A 19381-nucleotide genomic window follows, 5' to 3' on the forward strand; every position below is an offset into this window, starting at 1 on the left:
CATCCGTGCTGCTCCGTTCCTCGCGCTGCGGCGGCTCGGGTGCCGATCGCGTACAGAACGACAGGCAGGGTCATGCACACCGCACGCGTGCGACACATCGGGCAGGATGGAACCATGCGGCGGCGCAGTCCGGCCGCCCAGCATGGTCAGATCCCCGCTGCGGCGTCGTACCGGCGGCGCAGATCGGCCATCTCCGATTCGGCCAGCGCCTCCTTGAGCGCCAACTCCTCGTACTTGTCCGGGAACATCTCCCGCAGCCGGTCGACGAACCTGGTGTCGGCGGTCGCCTCGACCACCTGGATGCCCGGGGGCTCGCTGGACATGTCGATGATCACCGGGCCGGCCAGCTTGACTGCAACGTCCCAGGGGCGCTTCTGCTCGGCGACGCCGCAGAGGTGGAAGCCGTAGACCGTCCGCACGTCAGCGAGCGTGGTGACCTCGGCCGGCTCGTAGCCGTAGACGCGGACCCCGCAGATCACCGCCGGTTTCTCCTTCCCGGTCGCCGCCTGCTGGCCACCGTGTCCGGCGTGGTTGTGCTGCCCCGGGTCCGCCTGTTCGAGCGTGGCCCGCATCCGGGTCATGACCTGCGCGTGCACATCCGCCGGCTCCGCCTCCGGGCCGGCCCGGTTGACCAGTACGACCGTGCCGGCCAACGTCGCCAGCAGGATCACCGCCACCCACACCAGGCGGTGCCGGTACCACCCCGCGAAACTCCTCTGAGCAATCATGATTGCTTCTCACCTCGTCGCCGGTTCTGGTGCGTTGGCAGACCGCATCGGACTCCCCCGACGTGTCAGACGTCGAACGCGTCGGCCACCCGGGGGGAGGTACTGGGAGTACGTACGGCGGGCGAGGATGCCCTGCCCGGCAGACGCCCGTCGTCGTAGCGATGGCCCGGCAGTGCGGCACGCGAGCTTCTGGCGTAGCTGCGTGCTGCGGGCACTGCGATGCTCCCGGGTTGGCCGTTCCCAGCACGGTTGCCCCCGCGCTGCGGCGATGTGAGCCATTCCATCACGCCCCGATCCACTCCCACAACATCGACAATCCTCAGTGCCGGTCGGGCCTGGCCAACACCCCGGGTCGGCCACTGTGATCGATTCACAGGCACAGGCGGCCGATCCAGGCGGTGGTGGGCCAGTCCGCAGCACACGCAGGCTGCCTCGTGACCGCAGGCCAGGATCTCGGCATTCAGGTTGGCGGTCTGGTGGACGCCGCCGGCGAGGCGTTGCCGCAGGTGAGGGTGAAGGGGTGAGGACTGTTCGCTAAAGTCAGCGAAGTGAGTTCTGTCCTCGACAGCCTGCCGAAGATCGGTGCGCCAGCGACGCGGGCCCTGAACAACGCCGGCTATTCGACGCTGCGCGATCTTGTGGGAGTGCCGCGTGCCGACCTGGCCAAACTGCATGGCATGGGACCGAAGGCGCTCGGGATCATTCAGAGCGCGCTGGAGCAGCACGATCTGAGCCTGGGATAGGGCCTCCCCCGTCACAGCGCGCCCGGCAACTCGGCAGCCGGCAGCTCGAGGCGGCAGGCTGGCAGCTCAGCGGGCCAGGCACCTGACCCGACCCCGTTACCTGGTCACCGAACCCGGCACCGGGCTCAGTGCTGCCGGGCCGCGTCCGCCGCGGCAGCAACGGTGGCAGGCCGCCCGCCCCGAAGGCCGCGGGGAGCCTGCCGGCCGGGCCTGGTCGCCGCCCTTCGTCCACTCCGTGAATCTGTAGGGGCCGGGTGGGTGGCCTGGGCAAGCCGGATACACTGTGCTCCTTCTAGCGTCCTGTTGACCCGGGAGTTCACAGTGGATCGCATCGCCGAACCCTTCGACCATGCTCAGCGGCCGAAGCGCACACAGCCGGTCGGTGTGGATCCCACGGTGCCGAGCGTGGCACGGGTCTACGACGCCCTTCTGGGCGGCAAGGACAACTTCGCCGTCGACCGGGACATCGCCGACAAGCTCATGAAACTGACTCCCGGCGGGGTCGACGTGGGGCTTTACAACCGGGCTGTCCTGGGTCGGGCCGTCCGGCACATGGTCAGCCAGGGCATCGATCAGTTCATCGACCTCGGTGCCGGCCTGCCGACGGTGCAGAACACCCACGAGGTCGCGCAGAGCGTGAATCCGCAATCCAATGTGGTCTACGTCGACAATGATCCGATGGTGCTGGTCCATGGTCGCGCGTTGCTGGCAGACAACAAGAAGACCACGGTGATCACAGCCGACCTCTGCGAACCCGACGCGGTGCTGGACAACCGCGATCTGCGTGCTCTGATCGACTTCGACCGGCCGGTCGGGCTGCTGATGGTCGCCGTACTCCACCACCTTGATGACTCTCAACGCCCCGGCGAGCTGGTTGCGCGTTATCGGGACGCGATCCCTTCGGGCAGCTTCATATTTATTACCCACTTCATCGACGGCGGCGAGGAGACCGCCGAGATCGAGCGGGTGATGCTCGGCGGCCTGGGCAGTGGACGGTTCCGGAGCTTCGACGAGGTCCGCGGCTTCTTCGCCGGCATGGAGCTGCTGGAGCCGGGCGTTGTCTACAACCCGCTCTGGCGTCCGGATCCGAACGACGTCGTACCTGACCCGATGAGCTTCGCCGGAAAGATCATCGCGGGCGGCTTGGGCCGCAAGCCTTAACCTTCGTCTTTGCAGTAGGTCTCACACGGCGTATCTGGCCCGCGAAATGGGCTGGCTCGATGAGTGGGTCGTGGAGCGACAACGGCGGTATCCGTCGGACCTGGCTGATGCGCATCCTGACCGGCGCCCGCTTGGTCGCCGGCCTCGCCGTCGTGCTCGCGCTCTGCGCAATCCTTTCCCTTCGGACTCGGCTTCTCCTTCGTCGGCCGGAAGCCCGTCGCCGACACCGACTGGTGATTGTTGGCGTGTGGGGCAGCGGACCCCGCACCGCCCAAGACTCCATAAGACGACTACGCCGTCAGCATCGCCAGGCGCCCACGACTAGAGCGTGTGGTGAAAGTGCTGGTCACAGCTACTCTTGGGAACTGTGACCAGCACGGTCGCCGCTGGCCGACAAGTGGCCGGTCAGCGCACCAGCAGGTCGATTACGCCCGTCAGGTCCTCCTCGCCGCTGCCCTCGGTTAGGCGGCGACGCATCAGCTCGAAGTAGGGGCTGAGCAGTTCCGGGCTGACCCCCTGCTGTTCGGCGGTGCTCAGGAAGGTCTGCGTGCCGGCCACCTGCATGGCGAGGTTGGAGACGACACCCTTGGTGTAGTCGCCGCTCCGCAACTGGTCGGCGGTCTGGTGAACTGCCGGGGCCATCGCGACGAGCCAGTCGGCGAGCAGCGGGGCCAGCGACGCGGGGTCGATGTCCTCCTTGCGGATCAGGGCGAAGGCATGCGCTGCCCCGGCGAACATCCCGTACATGGCGCTGAGCAGAGCCACGTCGTGCAGGGCCGCGAAGCCCGCGTCCTGGCCGACGTAGGTAGTGCCGGCCGGGATGCCGAGCGTCTCCTGGTGCCGCTCGAACAGCTCCCGCGAGCCGCTGTAGAAGACGTAGCCGCCGGCTTCCGAAACGCCGATCATCGGAGGGACAGCCATGATCCCGCCGTCCAGGTAGCGGGCGCCGCGCTCGCGGGCCCACTCGGCACGAGCGCGGGAGTGGGCAGGGGTGCTAGTGGTCAGGTTGACCAGATCCTTGTCGGCCAGGTCGGTGCCGGCAAGCACCTCCTCGACCGAGGCGTCGTCCAATAGACAGACGACGACCAGGGTGTTCGCCGCGACGGCCTCAGCGGCGCTGTCCGCGACCCTCGCCCCCTCGGCGGCCAGCGCCGCGGCGCGGGCCGGGGTGCGATTCCAGACGGTGAGCGGGTGGCCGGCGGCAAGCCAGGTACGGGCCAGTGCGGTGCCCATCGCACCGAGGCCCAGCAGCGTGACGGGAGTCTTCTCAACAGCGTTCTGTGCCATGCCGATTAGGCTGGCCGCGGGCCCGGAGGTGATCAAGTACGCACTTCGGAGTGGGTACTTACCCCGGGGTGAGCGAGCACGTCGGGAGAGTGGGGCATGACGACGCTGAACCGGCCGGGCGCACCAGACGGACACGTCTGCGGGATCGACACCGCGATGGAGGTGATCGGCGGCAAGTGGAAGGTGCTGATCCTCTGGGCACTCCATGAGCACCCCTACCGCCGCTTCGGCGAACTGCGTCGACTGCTGCCGGGGATCACCGAGAAGGTACTGGCCTCTCACCTACGTGAGATGGAGGCGGACGGCGTCGTGCACCGCGTCTCCTACGACGAGGTGCCGCCCCGCGTCGAGTACTCGCTGACCGAGGACGGCGTGCGCCTCAACGATGCACTCCAGCCGCTGGCCGCCTGGGGACGCGAGCGGCCGATCGCTCGAGGGCTGGAGGGGAAGGCGGGCTAGGGTTTGATGAAAGTGCTGGTCACGGCGTTGTGGACACCTCGGCCGGCGTGGAGTCGGTGGGTCGCTGGTCCAAGTCGAGTTCGAGTTCGAGTTGTGCCTTGCGGGCGCGCAGGAGCCCGACGGTCCGCCGAGCGACCGGCGTGCCGGCAGCCCGGCGAGTCGGTTGGGCCGACAGGCAGTGGCCCGGCCACGGGGCAGCGGCTAGCCTGCCGTCATGGCGAGTGCCGAGCTGGGTGAGTTGATCGTCGCGGACGCCGACGCGCTGCGCGCGTGGTTGTCGGCCAACCACGCCACGTCGCCCGGTGTCTGGCTCGCCCTGACCAAGAAGGGCGGCACAGTCACCTCGCTGACCTGGCAGCAGGCCGTCGACGAGGCTCTGTGTTTCGGTTGGATCGATGGGCAGGCCCGTAAACGGGATCAGGAAACCTCCTGGATCCGGTTCACCCCGCGCAGGCCCAGCAGTTCCTGGTCGCAACGCAACGTCGCCAACGTGGCCCGGCTGGAGGCGCAGGGGCGAATGCAGCCCCCGGGCCGCGCTGCGGTGGAAGCCGCGAAGGCCGACGGGCGGTGGGCAGCCGCCTACGCCCCGCCGTCGGAAGCCGAGGTGCCGGCCGACCTCCTCGCCGCCATCGCCGCCGACCCCGCCGCCCAGGCCATGTTCGACGTACTCACCAGAACCAATCGGTTCGCTCTCATCTACCGCGTCAATGCCGTCAAACGACCGCAGACCCGCGAGCGGAAGATTGGCGAGTTCGTCGCCATGCTGGCCCGCCATGAGACGATCTACCCACAGAAGGCCAAACCGCCGAACTCGCCGTCATCGACATCTTCATGATCAAAAGCACTCACCTGGCCGGGCACGGGTCGTAGCTCCAATTGAACAAGTAGCTGCCGGTAGGGCGTTCTACCGGTGCCGGTTGCGGGGATGCCCTTGGCCGTCGCGATACTCCTGATCGGTTGGGTCGCCGTAGCGGACCTCCACCCGCGCCACCGCAGAGTCGCCCTCGACAACGGTGCCTCGACGATCCGGCCAGCGGGGCGGGAGTCAGGCGCTGCCCGGGGGCGTGCGTGGGCACTATCGTTCTGGTGTGCACATCCGTTTTGACGTCCCCGCCGATCCTGGCTACCCCGGCCGCGTGGCCGCTGCGCTCAGCAGTGTTCGGCTGCGTAAGTACGGTTATATCGGCGTGTCGCTGGTGGTGGTCGGGGCGATCGGGTTCGCAGTCTCGCGCGGGCTCGCACGGGGCGAGCAGATCTCGTCGCTGTGGATGGCGATTGTCGTGGGTGGTCTGCTGTCGATGCTGTACTCGCCGTGGGTGCGGTGGCGGGCCCGGCGGCGCTCCAGTCGCTACGCCGTCGAGGGCGCCTATGACATCACCGACGACAACATCATGATGCGCAGCGGCTCGGTGTCCGGCGGGATCGCCTGGGACGGGGTCGACCAGGTAAGGGACACCCCTGAGTTCTGGATCGTGTACGTCGGCCGGGTGCCGGCGACCGTGATCCCACGTGGCTTGATGTCCGCCGAGGACGCCGAGACGTTGCGGGCCTATATGGCCGAACGCGGGCTGCTTCAGCTTCGGTGAACTCATCCGCCGCAGACCGAGCTTCGTGGAGCGCAGCCGGCTGACAGGTGACGACGCGCGGACGTGCCGATGAGCGGTGCCGACGGCGGGTGACCGCCGGCTTCAGAGGTAGCTGATGCCGGTCAGCTTCTCGGCCGCCGCCCAGAGCCGCTTGCCAACTGCCGGATCGGCGGCCTCGCGGCTGAGTTGGGCCTCGGTGACCGGGCCCCGCGTCTCCCATAGCCTGGATGGCCCGAAGAACTGGCCGCCCCGTACGCCGGGTTCGGTTGCGGCGCGCAACTGCGGCAGCGCGCCCTGCTTCACCGACTGGGTGACCACCAGGCCGAGCCATGCGATCGCCTGCCCGGACCGGCCACGGTGCTCGAAGGCGCGCGGAGCCAGGTTGGTGCGGGTGAGACCGGGGTGGGCCAGCGCGCTGACGATCGGCGATCCGGCGGCGCGCAGACGGCGGTCCAGTTCGATGCCGAAGACGGTGGTGGCGAGCTTGGATCGGCGGTAGGCGGTGGCTGCCCGGTAGTCACGCTCGAACATCAGGTCGTCGAAGTCGAGGTGCGCGCTCTTGTGGACGAGCGAGCTGAGACTGACCACGCGGGCTTCCCGCGCCACCGCCAGGTTGCCGAGCAGCAGGCCGGTCAGCGCGAAGTGGCCCAGCATGTTGGTGGCGAGCTGCAGCTCGAAGCCGTCGGCGGAGGTTCGGCGCGGGCCGAGCAGCACCGCGCCGGCATTGTTGATCAGCACGTCGATTGCCGGGTGGTCGGCGGCCAGCTTCGCCGCGAAGGTCTGTACGGAGGCGAGGGAGGCCAGGTCCAGCTCGCGTACCTCTACGTCGCCGCCGATCCGGCGGGCGGCCTCCTCGCCGGCGGCGGTGTTGCGGACGGCGAGTACGACGTGCGCGCCGTGGTGGGCCAGCTCGGTGGCGGTGACCAGGCCGAGGCCCGAGTTCGCGCCGGTCACGACAGCGATCCGGCCGTGCTGGTCGGGGATTCGGTCGGTGGTCCATCCGGTCATCAGCTGCTCCTGGAAGTGTCGGTGCGGTAGACCGCCGACGCTAGGGGGGACGCGAGCCGGCTCGGTCGTTCGCGGTTGCCTAGGTTTGCCGGACCTACCGTCGGCGATCCGGGCGGCGGCACACTTGCGGCATGAGCCATCCATACGCTCGCGAACTCGGCGATTTCCTGCGCGCCCGGCGCAGCCGGCTGCGTCCGAGCGACGTCGGTCTGGAGCCGGGCGGCCGGCGCAAGGTCACCGGGCTGCGACGCGAGGAGCTGGCCCTGCTGGCCGGGCTGAGCACCGACTACTACCAGCGGATGGAGCAGGGCCGGGAGGTACGCCCGTCCGACGGCGTCCTGGACGCGCTCGCCGGCGCGCTCGGCCTCGACGACGAGGAACGCCGGCACCTGTTCGTCCTGGCCCACGCCGCCCGCCGGCCGATCCCTGTCCGGATGGACCACGGTCCGGAACAGGTGCCGGACAGCACCCGGCGGCTGCTGCGAGTGCTGGACACCCCGGCGGTCGTGCTCGGCCGGCACCTCGACCTGCTCGCCTGGAACCCGATGGCCAGGGCGCTACTCGGCGACCCGGACGCCTATCCGCCCGACCGGCTCAACATGCTCCTGCTGATGTTCGACGACACGCTGACCGGCGAACGGAGCTGCCCGGGCTGGGAGCGCCAAGTCCTGGACTACATCGGCATGATGCGCGCCGCCGTCGCCACCGACCCCACGCACCCCCGCGCCACCGCGATCGTCGGTGAGCTGAGCATCCGCAGCGCCGAGTTTCGGCGGCTGTGGGCCCGGCACGACGTACGCGAGTCGGTCAGCGGTACCAAGACTTTCAAGGTCCCCGAGGTCGGCGACATCGTCCTGTACTGGGACACGTACCCACTTCCCGGCAACCCTGGCCCGGTCATGCTGGTCTTCACCGCCGAGCCGGGCAGCGCCGACGCGGACCGGCTGCAACTACTGGCGTCGTTGCACGCGCCCGCAAACGGGCGGCCCCCGCACGCGGAGCCGTCGAATACCACCCACGAGCGCCGGCCGACAAGCCGCCGCGCAGTCGACAGTCGCCGCCCCATCGGCGAGACCGCCCGTCGCGAAGATCAATCCACCGGGCGAGCCCGAGCAGAGTAGCGGCTTCCGTCGCCTCCTGGAAGTCGACGATGGCCCCGCCGTGGCCCCTCGCCCAGTTCGTCACGACCTCGATGGGCTCGACGAGAGTCCAGCCGAGGCCGGTGAGGCTTGCCCCACCACCTTGCCTCCTGCCGTCGGCAGTCGCGACGGAGGTGCGGGGTCGAGGGCTACGAGGCCAGCCGCTCGCCGGCGCCGCGACCTGATGTCGCGAGTTCGGCCCCGCCGTCCGACTTGTTGATCTCAAACCACACGGCGTCCAGGGAGAGGCCGAGGACGTCGGCGATCGCGGCGATGGTCGGGAAGGCGGGGGTGGCTACGCGGCCGGACTCGATCTTCCGAAGGGTCTCCGGTGAGACGCCCGCGTCCAGCGCGGTGCCGAGCATCGAGCGTTGCCCCCTGGCGCGGCGCAGGAGGGCACCGAGGCGCTGCCCGCGTTCGACGTCTTCGGGTGTGAGCGGCAGCCTGACCATGACTTCGATTCTAGTGCCGGGATAGTATTGCCGGGATAATTATTGGCCGAGCGGGGGAGTCGCCGCGTCCTGGCCCCCTGCGCCGGACCCGCATGCACCGAAACCCTCGGCCGCGAACGCCGGGACACCGAACCGCCTGACCGTGCAGCGGCAGCTGGCGGCTAGCCGCAGGGCCGCTAAGCCGACGCCCGCACCGGCGTGCGTGAGGTGCCTGCGTGTCGACGGCGGCGCGCAGGCGAGCCGGGCGGATCTGCGGCGAGATATGTGAGTTGACTCAGAGTAATACTTGATTCATTCCAGAACAGTGGGCTAGGTTTGGTTCGTGACGTCCGACTTCGAGACCCAGCTTCGGGCGGTCTCGTTGCGCGTGACCCGGCCCCGGTTGGCGGTGCTCGCAGCGCTGCGCGACCATCCGCACGTCGACACCGACACGGTGATCGCCCTGGTGCGGACGGACCAGCCCACGGTCTCCCACCAGGCGGTGTACGACGTGCTGCGTGCGCTCACCGAGGCCGGTCTGGTGCGGCGCATCCAGCCCGCCGGCGCGACCGCCCGGTACGAGTGCCGGGTGGGGGACAACCACCACCATGTCGTGTGCCGCTCCTGCGGCACGATCGCCGACGTCGACTGCGCTGTCGGCCATGCCCCCTGTCTCACCGCCTCCGACGACCACGGCTTCAACGTCGACGAGGCGGAGGTTGTCTACTGGGGCACCTGCCCCGGCTGTGCGACCGACCGCACTTCCCAGTGATCCGCCAGTCCGGAAGGAAACAGATGAGCGACACCCAGGACAACGTTCCCTCCAGCGCGCAGGGCGTGGACAGGAAGGAGGCGGCCGGCTGCCCGGTCGCGCACGACTCTGTCACCGCGCACGGCAGCGAGAGCGAGAACCCGGCGATCGACTCGCCGACCCCGAAGACCGGAGGTCGTCCGCGTACCAACCGGGACTGGTGGCCCAACCAGCTCGACCTCTCGGTGTTGCACGCCCACTCGCCCAAGGGCAACCCGCTGGGGGCGGGCTTCAGCTACGCCCAGGAGTTCGCCAAGCTCGACGTCGAGGCCCTCAAGCGGGACATCGTCGACGTTCTCACCACCTCCCAGGACTGGTGGCCGGCAGACTTCGGCCACTACGGCGGCCTGATGATCCGGATGAGCTGGCACGCCGCAGGTACCTACCGCATCGAGGACGGTCGCGGCGGCGCCGGCGACGGCGGCCAGCGGTTCGCCCCGCTCAACAGCTGGCCGGACAACGCCAACCTAGACAAGGCCCGCCGGCTGCTCTGGCCGGTCAAGCAGAAGTACGGCCAGAAGATCTCATGGGCCGACCTGCTCGTGCTCGCCGGCAACGTCGCCCTGGAGTCGATGGGCTTCAAGACCTTCGGCTTCGGCTTCGGCCGGGAGGACGTGTGGGAGCCCGAGGAGATCTACTGGGGCCCGGAGGACACCTGGCTCGGTGACGAGCGCTACGCCTCCGAGAAGGAGATGGTGGCCGGCGTCGGGGCGACCGAGATGGGCCTCATCTACGTCAACCCGGAGGGCCCCCGTGGCAACGCGGACCCGGCCGCGGCGGCTCACTTCATCCGCGAGACGTTCGCCCGGATGGCGATGAACGACGAGGAGACCGTCGCCCTCATCGCCGGTGGCCACACCTTCGGTAAGACCCACGGCGCCGGCGTCGCCGACGGCCACGTGGGCCCCGAGCCCGAGGCCGCCCCGCTGGAGGCGCAGGGCCTGGGCTGGCTGAGCACCTACGGCAGCGGCAAGGGCGGCGACACGATCACCAGCGGTCTCGAGGTGACGTGGACCGACCGGCCGACGCAGTGGAGCAACCGCTTCTTCGAGATCCTCTTCGGCTACGAGTGGGAGCTCACCACGAGCCCCGGTGGCGCGAAGCAGTGGGTCGCCAAGGACGCCGAGGCGATCATCCCGGACGCCCACGACCCGTCGAAGAAGCACAAGCCGACGATGCTCACGACCGACCTGTCGCTGCGCGTCGACCCGACGTACGAGAAGATCTCGCGCCGCTTCCTGGAGAACCCCGACGAGTTCGCGCTGGCGTTCGCCAAGGCCTGGTACAAGCTGCTGCACCGCGACATGGGCCCGGTCAGCCGCTTCCTCGGGCCGTGGGTCCCGGAGGCCCAGCTCTGGCAGGACCCGGTGCCGGCCGTCGACCACGAGCTGGTGGGTGACGCCGACGTCGCCGCCCTCAAGGCCAAGGTCCTGGAGTCCGGTCTCACCACCGCCCAGCTTGTCTCCACCGCCTGGGCCTCAGCCGCCACCTACCGGTCCACCGACAAGCGCGGCGGTGCCAACGGCGCGCGGATCCGGCTCGAACCCCAGCGCAACTGGGAGGTCAACCAGCCCGAGCAGCTCGCGACGGTCCTGGAGACCCTTGAGGGCATCCAGCGGGAGTTCAACGCCGCCGGCAGCGCGAAGATCTCGCTCGCGGACCTGATCGTGCTGGCCGGCTCGGCCGCCGTCGAGAAGGCGGCGCGTGACGCCGGCGTCGAGGTGACCGTGCCGTTCCACCCGGGCCGCACCGACGCCAGCCAGGGGCAGACCGACGTCGAGTCGTTCCGGGTCCTCGAGCCGCGCGCCGACGGTTTCCGCAACTACCTGCGGGCCGGGGAGAAGACCCAGCCGGAGGTGCTGCTCGTCGACCGGGCCTACATGCTGAACCTGACCGCGCCGGAGATGACCGTCCTCGTCGGCGGCCTGCGCGCCCTCGGGAACAACGTGGGCGGCACCCGGCACGGCGTCCTCACCGACCGGCCCGGCGTGCTCACCAACGACTTCTTCGCCAACCTGCTCTCCCCGGGCACCCGGTGGAAGGCGTCGGAGTCCGACGAGCACGTGTACGAGATCCGGGACCTGGCCACCGACGAGGTGAAGTGGACCGCCACCGCGGTCGACCTCATCTTCGGCTCGAACTCCCAGCTGCGGGCACTCGCCGAGGTCTACGCCAGCGAGGACGCGCGCGAGAAGTTCGTGACCGACTTCGTCGCGGCCTGGACCAAGGTCATGGAACTCGACCGGTTCGACCTCGCCTGATCCGGTTTCCACCGGCGAGCCCCGGTCGATCCACCAGCGATCGACCGGGGCTCGTCCGCACCACGGGCGGTCGTCGCCGCCGACGCGGCGGGCAACGAGTTCTGCCTGCTCAAGGCCCGGCTCAACCCGCTCTGACCGGCCGGCGCACCGGCGCCGCCGACCCCGGGCCCGCAGGTGGCAGAGCCCTAGCCCCAGGGCAAGCGCGACCGTTCTTCCCAGTACCGGACGCTGGGCACGGCCACGTCCTCGGGCCGGGCGGGATCGCCGCTGACCCTCTCGGCCCGCAGGTTCGAGGCCAACTGGTCGACGGTCGCGGCCCCGGAGAGCACCATGGTCGCCCAGGGCTGGCGCAGCGCCGCCGCGAGCGCGGCGGCGTCGCCGGGGGCGTGCGCACCCACGGCGAGACGGCCGTTGGCGAGCGCCTCCTTCACGATGACCAGGCACCCCGCCTCGTGCGCCTCGGCGAGCGCCGGCCCGGCGCTGGGCTCCAGGAGATTCCAGGTGGCCTGCACGCTGCGGAACAGCGGCCGTCCGTCGACCCGTACGTCGAGTGCCGCCCGGATCGTTTCGGCCTGCGACGGGCCGCTGGTCGAAAGCCCGATCACCGTGCCCCGCGCGGCGAGATCGGCGAGCCGCCGGTGCAGCTCCGCGTCGCGCAGCGCGGGACTGTCCACGGTGACCGAATGGACCTGGTACAGGTCGACGCGGTCGCCGAGCAGCGCCCGCGTCTCGCCGAGCTGCCGCTCGAACGTGGCGACGCCGTGGTCCTTGACCTCGTGCACGTCGGCATCCATCCGCCATCCGGCGGTGTAGGTGTAGCCCCACTTGCTGCCGACGACGACGTCGTGGGCGTCCGGCCGGGCGTGCAGCCACTGGGCGAGGAACTCCTCGGCCCGGCCGTAGGAGCGGGCGACGTCGACGTACCGGATGCCGGCCGCGTACGCCCGATCGAGCAACTCGTGGGCGCGGGCGCGCATGGCCTCGACCGTGCGGTCGGCCGGCAGGTCCGTGGCGCGGCCGAGATTGATGTAGCCCGGCCGACCCACGGCCGCCAGCCCCAGCCCGATCCGCGAGGCTCCGGCCAGCCGGTCGACGATGTCCACGATCCCATCTAACACCCCCGGCCGCCGGGCGGGGACGGCGCGGATGCCGGGTGTGCGGAACGCGGTTGATCGCCCGCGACCCTCAGCCCATGCTGCCGGGAGCCGGAACCACACCGGCCGTATCGGAGGTGAGACGGTGAGCAGTCCGCAGAACGGTCACGTCGCGATCGTCACGGGAGCAAACCACGGAATCGGCGCGGCGATCGCCCGGGGGCTCGCCCGGACCGGCTGCGCGGTGCTCTGCGCGTACTGGCGGGTGCACGACCCGGCCGGCCACGGCCTGCCCGACGAGTACCGCCGCAGCCGGGCCCGCGACGCCGATTCGGTGGTGTCGGCGATCCGTCAGGCGGGCGGCCGGGCGGTCGCCGTCGAGCAGGACCTGCGGGTCCCGGAGGCCGCCGGCCTCCTTTTCGACGCGGCCGAGGAGGCGTTCGGGCCGGTCGACATCCTGATCAACAATGCCACCGGCTGGGTCGCGGACACCTTCACCCCGGCCTCGACCGACCGGCACGGGCGGGCGCTGCAACCGGTCACCGCGGCGTCCTGGTCGCAGCAGTTCACCGTCGACGCGATGGCTCCGGCGCTGCTGATCGGCGAGTTCGCCCGCCGGCACGCGGCGCGCGGCGCGCGCTGGGGACGGATCGTCGGGCTGACCTCCGGCAGCAGCGGCGGTTTTCCGGAGGAGGTTTCCTACGGCGCGGCCAAGGCCGCGCAGGAGAACTACACGATGTCGGCGGCGGCGGAGCTGGCCCCGTTCGGGATCACGCGAACATGGTCCACCCGCCGGTGACCGACACCGGGTGGGTCACCGACCCCGTCCGGCAGTACGTCGCGGACAGCGGCACCCACCTGGCCACCCCGGAACAGGTCGCCGAGGTGATCTGCCATCTCGCCTCCGACGCCGCCGCCCTGATCAGCGGCAACCGCATCCACCTGCGGTGACCCGTGGCGCGGTACGGGTCACCATGGCGGGACCATCCGTGAGAGCCTGGCCACACCTCGTCCTCTTCCCCCGACCGGAGGCACCCGCCATGCACCCGCATCCCGTCCGACGCGGGCTGGCCGCGCTCGTCGCCCCCGTCGCGTTCGTCGTGGTCTCCACCGGTGCCGCTGTGGCCGCCGCACCGGCCGAGGATGTGACGCTCTACGCCAACAGCGTGACCGTCGCGCCCGGCGGCCCGCAGAAGTGGGTTTCGCTCCGCTCGCTGCCCGACCGGCCCTTCGGCACGTACACGGTGCGGGTGGACCGCAGCGAGGTCGCCGCGTTCGCCGAGGTCGAGGAGGGCGACGACCGGGGTTCGTGTACGACGGCGGGTGAGATCCTCACCTGCGCGATGACCGACGACGGCGAGGATTCGAGCCTGCTCAGCCTGGCCGTGACGGCGCGGGCGGGTGCGGCGGCGGGCCAGCGGGGCACCCTGGCGTTCACGGTCACCGCGCCCGGCGTGGGCACCGCTACGTACCGCTCCACCGTCACCACCGGCGAGGGGGTCGACCTCGCCGCCGAACGGCAACTCCCGCTCGACGGCAAGCCCGGTGCCCGGGTCGACGTCCCGCTGACGGTGACCAACCGGGGCACGAAGACCGTGCACGGCCTGGTGCTGTACCTGTCCGGCTCCTACGGGTTCACCCCGTCGAAGCGGTACGAGAACTGCGAGTACACCGACCTGGCACTCGACGACAGCAGCTTCGCCTGCACCTTCGACGACTCGCTGGCACCCGGGGCGACGGTCCGGGTGGACCCCACGTTCGGCGGGACCATCCCGGCCGACGCCTGGGCGCCGAACCTGCACTACAGCTTCGCCCTGTGGTTCACCCCGGCCGACTGGGAGGAGTTCCGTGCCCAGTACTCGCCGGCCGAGCCGTTGGGCAGCAGGGGCACCGACGCGGCCCTGACGCTGGTGTCGGCCGGCGGCGCGCAACGGGCCCGGGCGCTCGACCAGATCGACACCAACCCGGTGGACAACGAAACCCGGGTCACGCTGACCGTCGCCGGTGACCAGCGCGGCGACGCCGCCGCGCAGGGCGCCACCGTCACCGGTGCGGTCGGGGCCACCGTGCCGCTGACCGTCGGCTACCGCAACAACGGCCCGGCGCGCATCGGGCCCAGCGGCCAGCGGGGCCTCAACATCGCCACCATGGTGACGCTGCCGGAGGGTGTCACCGCCGTGACGGTGTCGAAGTCCTGTGTCGACCCGGACGAGGACGAGTGGAAGCCGGGCAAGCCCGGCGCGCGGGTCTACGAGTGCTCTGCCCGTGGCACGATCCCCCGGGGCGAGCGGGTGACCTTCGACTTCACGCTGCGGGTCGACCGGGCCGGCAGCCAGACCGGAACGGTGAAGCTGCACACCTTCGACGGCGACGGCCCGGTCAAGGACCTGGACCCGGGCAACGACACCGCGAAGATCACGGTCAAGCAGGCCGGCGGCACCGGCGGCGGTGACGGCGGGTCGCTGCCGATCACCGGTGCCCCCACCGGCCTGATCGCCGGCCTCGGTGGCCTGTTGGTCGCCGCCGGCGCGGGCGGCTACCTGCTGGCCCGCCGTCGACGCACCCGTTTCGTCGCCTGATCCGGCGGCACCACCTCGACCTGTGCCACACCAGGTGGGCGCTGCGGGCCGTAGCGCCCACCTGGTATAGATTGACTAGTTTAAATGCATGTGGGAGTCTGCCAGGCAGGGCCGCAGCGGGAGCCACCCAATCAGGCGCGGGAGCGGGCAACTCCCGGCTGTCCGGGTGTCGTCGTCCGACTCTCCCTGGAGGGCTCCGTGTCCACACTCGTCCAACCACGTCGCATTCCCCTCGTGGCGTGGCTACTCGCCGTCGGCGCGGCCACCGTGCTGCTGCTGACCACCGCCCTGGCCAACCCGGCCGCCGCCCACGGCTCCACCGTCGACCCCGCGTCCCGCAACTACGGCTGCTGGGCCCGCTGGGGCGCCGACTTCCAGAACCCGGCCATGGCCACCGAGGACCCGATGTGCTGGCAGGCCTGGCAGTACAACAGCTCGGCCATGTGGAACTGGAACGGCCTGTACCGCGAGGGCGTCGCCGGCAACCACCAGGCCGCCATCCCCGACGGCCAGCTGTGCAGCGCGGGCCGCACCGGCGACGGCCGGTACAACTCGCTCGACGCGGTCGGCGCGTGGAAGACCACCAACGTCGCCAACAGCTTCCGGGTCAAGCTCTGGGACCAGGCCAGTCACGGCGCCGACTACATCCGGGTGTACGTGACCAAGCAGGGCTTCGACGCCCTGACCAAGCCGCTGGCCTGGGGTGACCTGGAGCTGGTCGGCCAGATCGGCAACACCCCGGCGTCGCAGTGGCCGACCAAGGAGAGCCAGGGGGTGTCGATCCAGATCCCGGCAAACGCGCCGGGGCGCACCGGCCGGCACATCGTCTACACCATCTGGCAGGCCAGCCACTCGGACCAGTCCTACTACCTGTGCAGCGACGTGAACTTCGGCGGCACGACCACCCCGCCCCCGACCACCCCGCCGCCGACCACCCCGCCGCCGACCACCCCGCCCCCGACGACCCCGCCGGCCTCCGCCGGCTGCTCGGCCGTCTACAAGCCAGTCGGCCAGTGGTCCGGCGGCTTCCAGGGTGAGGTCGAGGTGACCGCCGGCAGCGGCGCGATCCGGGGCTGGACGGTCACCTGGAGGTGGGCCGGCGGCCAGCAGATCATCTCGTCCTGGAGCGCCACGGTCACCACCAGCGGGTCGACCGTGACCGCCAGGAACGCCAACTACAACGGCACGCTTGCGGCCGGGGGGAAGGCCAGCTTCGGCTTCACCGGCTCCGGGGCGGCCAGCACCCCGACCCTGAGCTGCACCGCGACGGCCTAATCAGCGGCTGGGCCGCCCCCGACTCCGCGTCGGGGGCGGCCTGGCGCTGGCCGCCGGGCTGACCGGCTGCACGCGCGGCCAGGCATGGTCCGGGGTGAATACCGACGCCACCCGCGCCGGTGCGGCCACCCTGGCCACGGTCGTCACGGCGAGGGTGGCCGTGCGCTGGGCGGTCATCCGCTCCGCCGCGACCCGCAGAGCCAGCGGCCGGCCGCCGCAGCGCCGGACCAGGTCGTACGCGGACTCGGGGTCGGCGTCGACCCGGTCGCCGATCAGCCCGCGCAGCAGCTCGAATCCTGCCTCGGCGCTCAGCGGGCCCAGCTCCAGCCGCCGCGCGCCGTGCCGCACGACCAGCTCGGCCAGGCCGTCCCGGCTGGTCACCAGGACCAGGCAGCCGGGCGAGCCGGGCAGCAGGGGACGCACCTGCTCGACGGTGCTCGCGTTGTCGAGCAGCACCAGCATCCGGCGGCCGGACATCCGGGTGCGGTAGCGGGCGGCCAGGGCAGCGGGGGTGGCGGGCAGGTCGGCGGTGGCGACGCCGAGGGCGTTGAGGAAGGCCGTGAGCACCTCGACCGGTGTCGGCGGCTGCCCCGGAGCATCCCCGCGCAGGTCCGCATAGAGTTGGCCGTCGGGGAAGTACCCGGCGACCCGGTGCGCCCAGTGCACGGCCAGCGCGCTCTTGCCGATCCCGGTCGTGCCGGTGAGTAGCACCGTCATCATCGCCGCGCGGGTCGCGCCCTCGGCGCGTAGGTCGTCGAGCGCGGCGCGGACCGGGCCGCGCCCGGTGAACGGCAGCACGTCCGGGGGTAGTTCCCGGGGCACGGTGGCGACCCCGCCCGGTGCCCACGGCCGGGCGTGCGAGGCGGGGCCGGGACCGTAGTCGAGCGACTGGAAGCGGTTGGCCCGGCGCCACAGCGCGGCGAACTCGTCGACGTCGCCGCCGAGCACCTGGACGATCTCGCCCACCACCTCCCACCGGGCCAGGCGGGGGCGGGCGAAGGCCGCGTGGATCGACGTCGGGTTGATGCCCCGGGGCCGCCGCTCTGCGCGGGTGAGCTGTTGCAGCCGGCGCACGCTGGGCTGACCGGCGGCGAGGTGGAGGGCGTGTAGTCGGTCGTAGAAGTCGGCGACGGGACCTGCTGGCACGAGGGGGCGGGTGAGCCGGCCCATTGGCGTTCTCCCCACATTTTGACGCTGGTCCGGAGGTGACTACCGAGTTCTACCACTCTCCGATGTTGACTCGTTGCGGTCAGTCATGTCACGGACACACTGTCAGCGACAGAGTTGACGGCCCCGGGTGCTTCCGCTGCCGTTTCACGGCCCCGCATGCTGTGCCAAGCGCTTAGACGAGCGCCAATGTGATTTGTGGGAGGGGAACGAATGCACTTTCCGGACATCCGGCGGGTTGCCACGGTCGCCGCGTCTGCCGCGCTCGTTGCGGCGACGGTTCTGGTGGGTACCGGTCCCGCGCAGGCCGCCCCCGGGGGCGGCACCTCCGGCGGCGCGTCGGTCAGCACGGTGGCGGCGACCACCTCCACCACCGCCCGCAGCGGGCTGACCGCCGCCCAGCAGGCGAGCGACTACTGGACCAAGGAGCGGATGCGCACCGCGATCTCGGCGGACGTGCTGGTCGAAAAGGCGGGAGCCGTGGCCGGCAAGGGCCTGGGGCCGACCGGGGCGGCCCGCTCCGTGCCGCCGGCCGCGCCCACCGTCGCACCTGCGGCCAGCCGCGCCAAGTCGCTGGCCAGCGGGGACATCGGTGCCAACGTCGCCGCCTCCACCACCGTCGGCAAGGTCTTCTTCTACAACCCGGCGGACGGGAGGAACTACGTCTGCTCGGCCGGTGCCGTGAACAGCTCCTCCAAGCTGCTCGTGATGAGCGCCGGGCACTGCGTGCACGGCGGCAGGGGCGGCCAGTGGATGCAGAACTGGATCTTTGTCCCGCTCTACAACTACGGTGCCGAGCCGTACGGCCGGTGGTCGGCCAAGTACCTGACCGCGTTCAACGCCTGGATCAACGACAGCAACCTCGAGCGGGACGTCTCGTACATCACCGTGTACCCGAACGCGTCGGGTCAGCGGCTGGTCAACGTGGTCGGCGGCAACGGGCTCTCGGTCAACTACAGCTACACCCAAGCCGTCACCATTCTCGCCTACCCGGCGGCGCCGCCGTACGACGGCGGGTGGCAGCAGTACTGCCAGGGCACGACGTACCGCCCCGGCTCGGAGTACAAGATCGCGCTCAACTGCGGCTTCACGGGCGGCTCCAGCGGTGCGGTCTGGCTACGGCTCTACAACGACGCGTACGGCTACGTCAACGGCGTCATGAGCACGCTGAACAGTGCCGGCGTGAACAAGAGTCCGTACTTCGACACCGCGGTCATGGACGCCTACAACTCGGTCGCGGCCCGCGTCTGAGTCATCCGATCGGGTGGTGCCCGCCCCCGGCCGGGATCCGACGGATCCGGTCGGGGGCGGCGCGCGTCCAAGGGGTGTGGTCGTCCGATGGGCCGGGGCGTCGAGCCCCGGTTCCGTGTCGCCGCCGGGGCGGCGGAGAGGGGTGCGGAATGAGGCAGGGCTGGGGTGCGGCGGTGGCGGTGGCCGTCGCGGTGGTCGTGGTCGCCGTCGTGGTTGCCGGGGTGGCCGTCCGCCGGTCCGGGTCGGGGCAGGAGCCGGCGGCACCGCCGGCCTCCGTGGGCGACACCGGCTCGTCCAGCACGCGGCTGCCGTCCCCGGACGACTCGTACTGGGACCCGGGCCGGATGGGCAGCGCCGAGCCGGCCCCGATGCCCTCCGACTGACCCGGGACGGGCCCCGCC

Annotated in this window: 20 protein-coding genes; 14 read left to right on the forward strand and 6 right to left on the reverse strand. The window is 70.9% G+C overall.

Annotation, left to right across the window (positions count from 1 at the left end):
* Positions 1 to 146: 146 nt before the first annotated feature.
* A complete protein-coding gene (locus tag MCAG_RS23960) occupies positions 147 to 728 on the reverse strand; it encodes a hypothetical protein (protein WP_007071718.1) in 582 nt (193 codons plus the stop codon).
* A 548-nt stretch (positions 729 to 1276) separates the two neighbouring features.
* On the opposite strand from MCAG_RS23960, the gene MCAG_RS23965 reads away from it, so the two are divergent.
* Positions 1277 to 1471 (forward strand): helix-hairpin-helix domain-containing protein, encoded by a 195-nt coding sequence (locus MCAG_RS23965; RefSeq protein ID WP_007075548.1) that lies wholly within the window; start codon positions 1277 to 1279, stop codon positions 1469 to 1471.
* A 321-nt stretch (positions 1472 to 1792) separates the two neighbouring features.
* A complete protein-coding gene (locus MCAG_RS23970; RefSeq protein ID WP_007075549.1) occupies positions 1793 to 2632 on the forward strand; it encodes an SAM-dependent methyltransferase in 840 nt (279 codons plus the stop codon).
* A gap of 405 nt (positions 2633 to 3037) precedes the next feature.
* On the opposite strand, the gene MCAG_RS23975 is transcribed toward MCAG_RS23970, so the two are convergent.
* The gene (locus tag MCAG_RS23975) at positions 3038 to 3919 is read right to left on the reverse strand and encodes an NAD(P)-dependent oxidoreductase (RefSeq protein WP_007075550.1); all 882 of its coding nucleotides are present in this window, start codon (positions 3917 to 3919) and stop codon (positions 3038 to 3040) included.
* A 96-nt stretch (positions 3920 to 4015) separates the two neighbouring features.
* On the opposite strand from MCAG_RS23975, the gene MCAG_RS23980 reads away from it, so the two are divergent.
* The 3 genes from MCAG_RS23980 to MCAG_RS23990 all read left to right on the forward strand — a co-directional run bounded on the left by MCAG_RS23980 (position 4016) and on the right by MCAG_RS23990 (position 5964).
* Positions 4016 to 4378 carry a helix-turn-helix domain-containing protein gene (locus MCAG_RS23980; RefSeq protein WP_007075551.1) on the forward strand — a complete coding sequence of 121 codons (363 nt, stop codon included), beginning with the start codon at positions 4016 to 4018 and terminating at the stop codon, positions 4376 to 4378.
* 214 nt (positions 4379 to 4592) lie between these two features.
* Positions 4593 to 5213 (forward strand): YdeI family protein, encoded by a 621-nt coding sequence (locus MCAG_RS23985; RefSeq protein ID WP_007075552.1) that lies wholly within the window; start codon positions 4593 to 4595, stop codon positions 5211 to 5213.
* A 253-nt stretch (positions 5214 to 5466) separates the two neighbouring features.
* Positions 5467 to 5964 carry a YcxB family protein gene (locus MCAG_RS23990; RefSeq protein ID WP_036375000.1) on the forward strand — a complete coding sequence of 166 codons (498 nt, stop codon included), beginning with the start codon at positions 5467 to 5469 and terminating at the stop codon, positions 5962 to 5964.
* A 102-nt stretch (positions 5965 to 6066) separates the two neighbouring features.
* Here MCAG_RS23990 and MCAG_RS23995 read toward each other — a convergent pair whose 3' ends face one another.
* On the reverse strand, positions 6067 to 6972 hold the full coding sequence (locus MCAG_RS23995) for an oxidoreductase (protein WP_007075554.1): 906 nt from the start codon (positions 6970 to 6972) through the stop codon (positions 6067 to 6069).
* A gap of 131 nt (positions 6973 to 7103) precedes the next feature.
* Between MCAG_RS23995 and MCAG_RS24000 the strand changes: the two genes are divergently transcribed.
* Positions 7104 to 8093, forward strand: coding sequence for a helix-turn-helix transcriptional regulator (locus MCAG_RS24000; protein WP_007075555.1), 990 nt, complete (start codon positions 7104 to 7106; stop codon positions 8091 to 8093).
* A gap of 167 nt (positions 8094 to 8260) precedes the next feature.
* On the opposite strand, the gene MCAG_RS24005 is transcribed toward MCAG_RS24000, so the two are convergent.
* Positions 8261 to 8563 carry a helix-turn-helix transcriptional regulator gene (locus tag MCAG_RS24005; RefSeq protein WP_007075556.1) on the reverse strand — a complete coding sequence of 101 codons (303 nt, stop codon included), beginning with the start codon at positions 8561 to 8563 and terminating at the stop codon, positions 8261 to 8263.
* A 322-nt stretch (positions 8564 to 8885) separates the two neighbouring features.
* Here MCAG_RS24005 and MCAG_RS24010 point away from each other — a divergent pair, with 322 nt between their 5' ends.
* Both MCAG_RS24010 and katG read left to right on the forward strand, forming a co-directional pair.
* Positions 8886 to 9314, forward strand: coding sequence for a Fur family transcriptional regulator (locus tag MCAG_RS24010; protein ID WP_007075557.1), 429 nt, complete (start codon positions 8886 to 8888; stop codon positions 9312 to 9314).
* Between the two features lie 23 nt (positions 9315 to 9337).
* On the forward strand, positions 9338 to 11614 hold the full coding sequence (katG, locus tag MCAG_RS24015; protein ID WP_007075558.1) for a catalase/peroxidase HPI: 2277 nt from the start codon (positions 9338 to 9340) through the stop codon (positions 11612 to 11614).
* Positions 11615 to 11799: 185 nt separating this feature from the next.
* Here the strand turns inward: katG and MCAG_RS24020 are convergent, their stop codons facing one another.
* Entirely contained in the window at positions 11800 to 12717 is a 918-nt protein-coding gene (locus MCAG_RS24020; protein WP_083802339.1) for an aldo/keto reductase, read from the reverse strand.
* A gap of 136 nt (positions 12718 to 12853) precedes the next feature.
* Between MCAG_RS24020 and MCAG_RS24025 the strand changes: the two genes are divergently transcribed.
* From MCAG_RS24025 to MCAG_RS24035, 4 genes are all read left to right on the forward strand, one after another.
* Complete coding sequence (locus MCAG_RS24025) at positions 12854 to 13507, forward strand: SDR family NAD(P)-dependent oxidoreductase (protein ID WP_198141614.1); 654 nt, start codon at positions 12854 to 12856, stop codon at positions 13505 to 13507.
* Entirely contained in the window at positions 13504 to 13659 is a 156-nt protein-coding gene (locus MCAG_RS33885; protein ID WP_198141615.1) for a hypothetical protein, read from the forward strand. The genes MCAG_RS24025 and MCAG_RS33885 overlap by 4 nt, the downstream gene beginning before the upstream one ends.
* Positions 13660 to 13748: 89 nt before the next feature.
* On the forward strand, positions 13749 to 15287 hold the full coding sequence (locus MCAG_RS24030; RefSeq protein ID WP_050778051.1) for a hypothetical protein: 1539 nt from the start codon (positions 13749 to 13751) through the stop codon (positions 15285 to 15287).
* Between the two features lie 198 nt (positions 15288 to 15485).
* Positions 15486 to 16562: a lytic polysaccharide monooxygenase gene (locus tag MCAG_RS24035; RefSeq protein ID WP_036375003.1), complete on the forward strand. Its 1077-nt coding sequence runs from the start codon at positions 15486 to 15488 to the stop codon at positions 16560 to 16562.
* On the opposite strand, the gene MCAG_RS29845 is transcribed toward MCAG_RS24035, so the two are convergent.
* Positions 16563 to 17747 (reverse strand): NB-ARC domain-containing protein, encoded by a 1185-nt coding sequence (locus MCAG_RS29845; RefSeq protein WP_157548198.1) that lies wholly within the window; start codon positions 17745 to 17747, stop codon positions 16563 to 16565.
* A gap of 195 nt (positions 17748 to 17942) precedes the next feature.
* Between MCAG_RS29845 and MCAG_RS24045 the strand changes: the two genes are divergently transcribed.
* A complete protein-coding gene (locus MCAG_RS24045) occupies positions 17943 to 18980 on the forward strand; it encodes a serine protease (RefSeq protein ID WP_007075564.1) in 1038 nt (345 codons plus the stop codon).
* A 149-nt stretch (positions 18981 to 19129) separates the two neighbouring features.
* Positions 19130 to 19363 (forward strand): hypothetical protein, encoded by a 234-nt coding sequence (locus MCAG_RS24050; protein ID WP_007075565.1) that lies wholly within the window; start codon positions 19130 to 19132, stop codon positions 19361 to 19363.
* The last annotated feature ends 18 nt before the right edge of the window (positions 19364 to 19381 follow it).

Origin of the sequence: Micromonospora sp. ATCC 39149, from assembly GCF_000158815.1 — a bacterium.
Lineage (GTDB): Bacteria > Actinomycetota > Actinomycetes > Mycobacteriales > Micromonosporaceae > Micromonospora.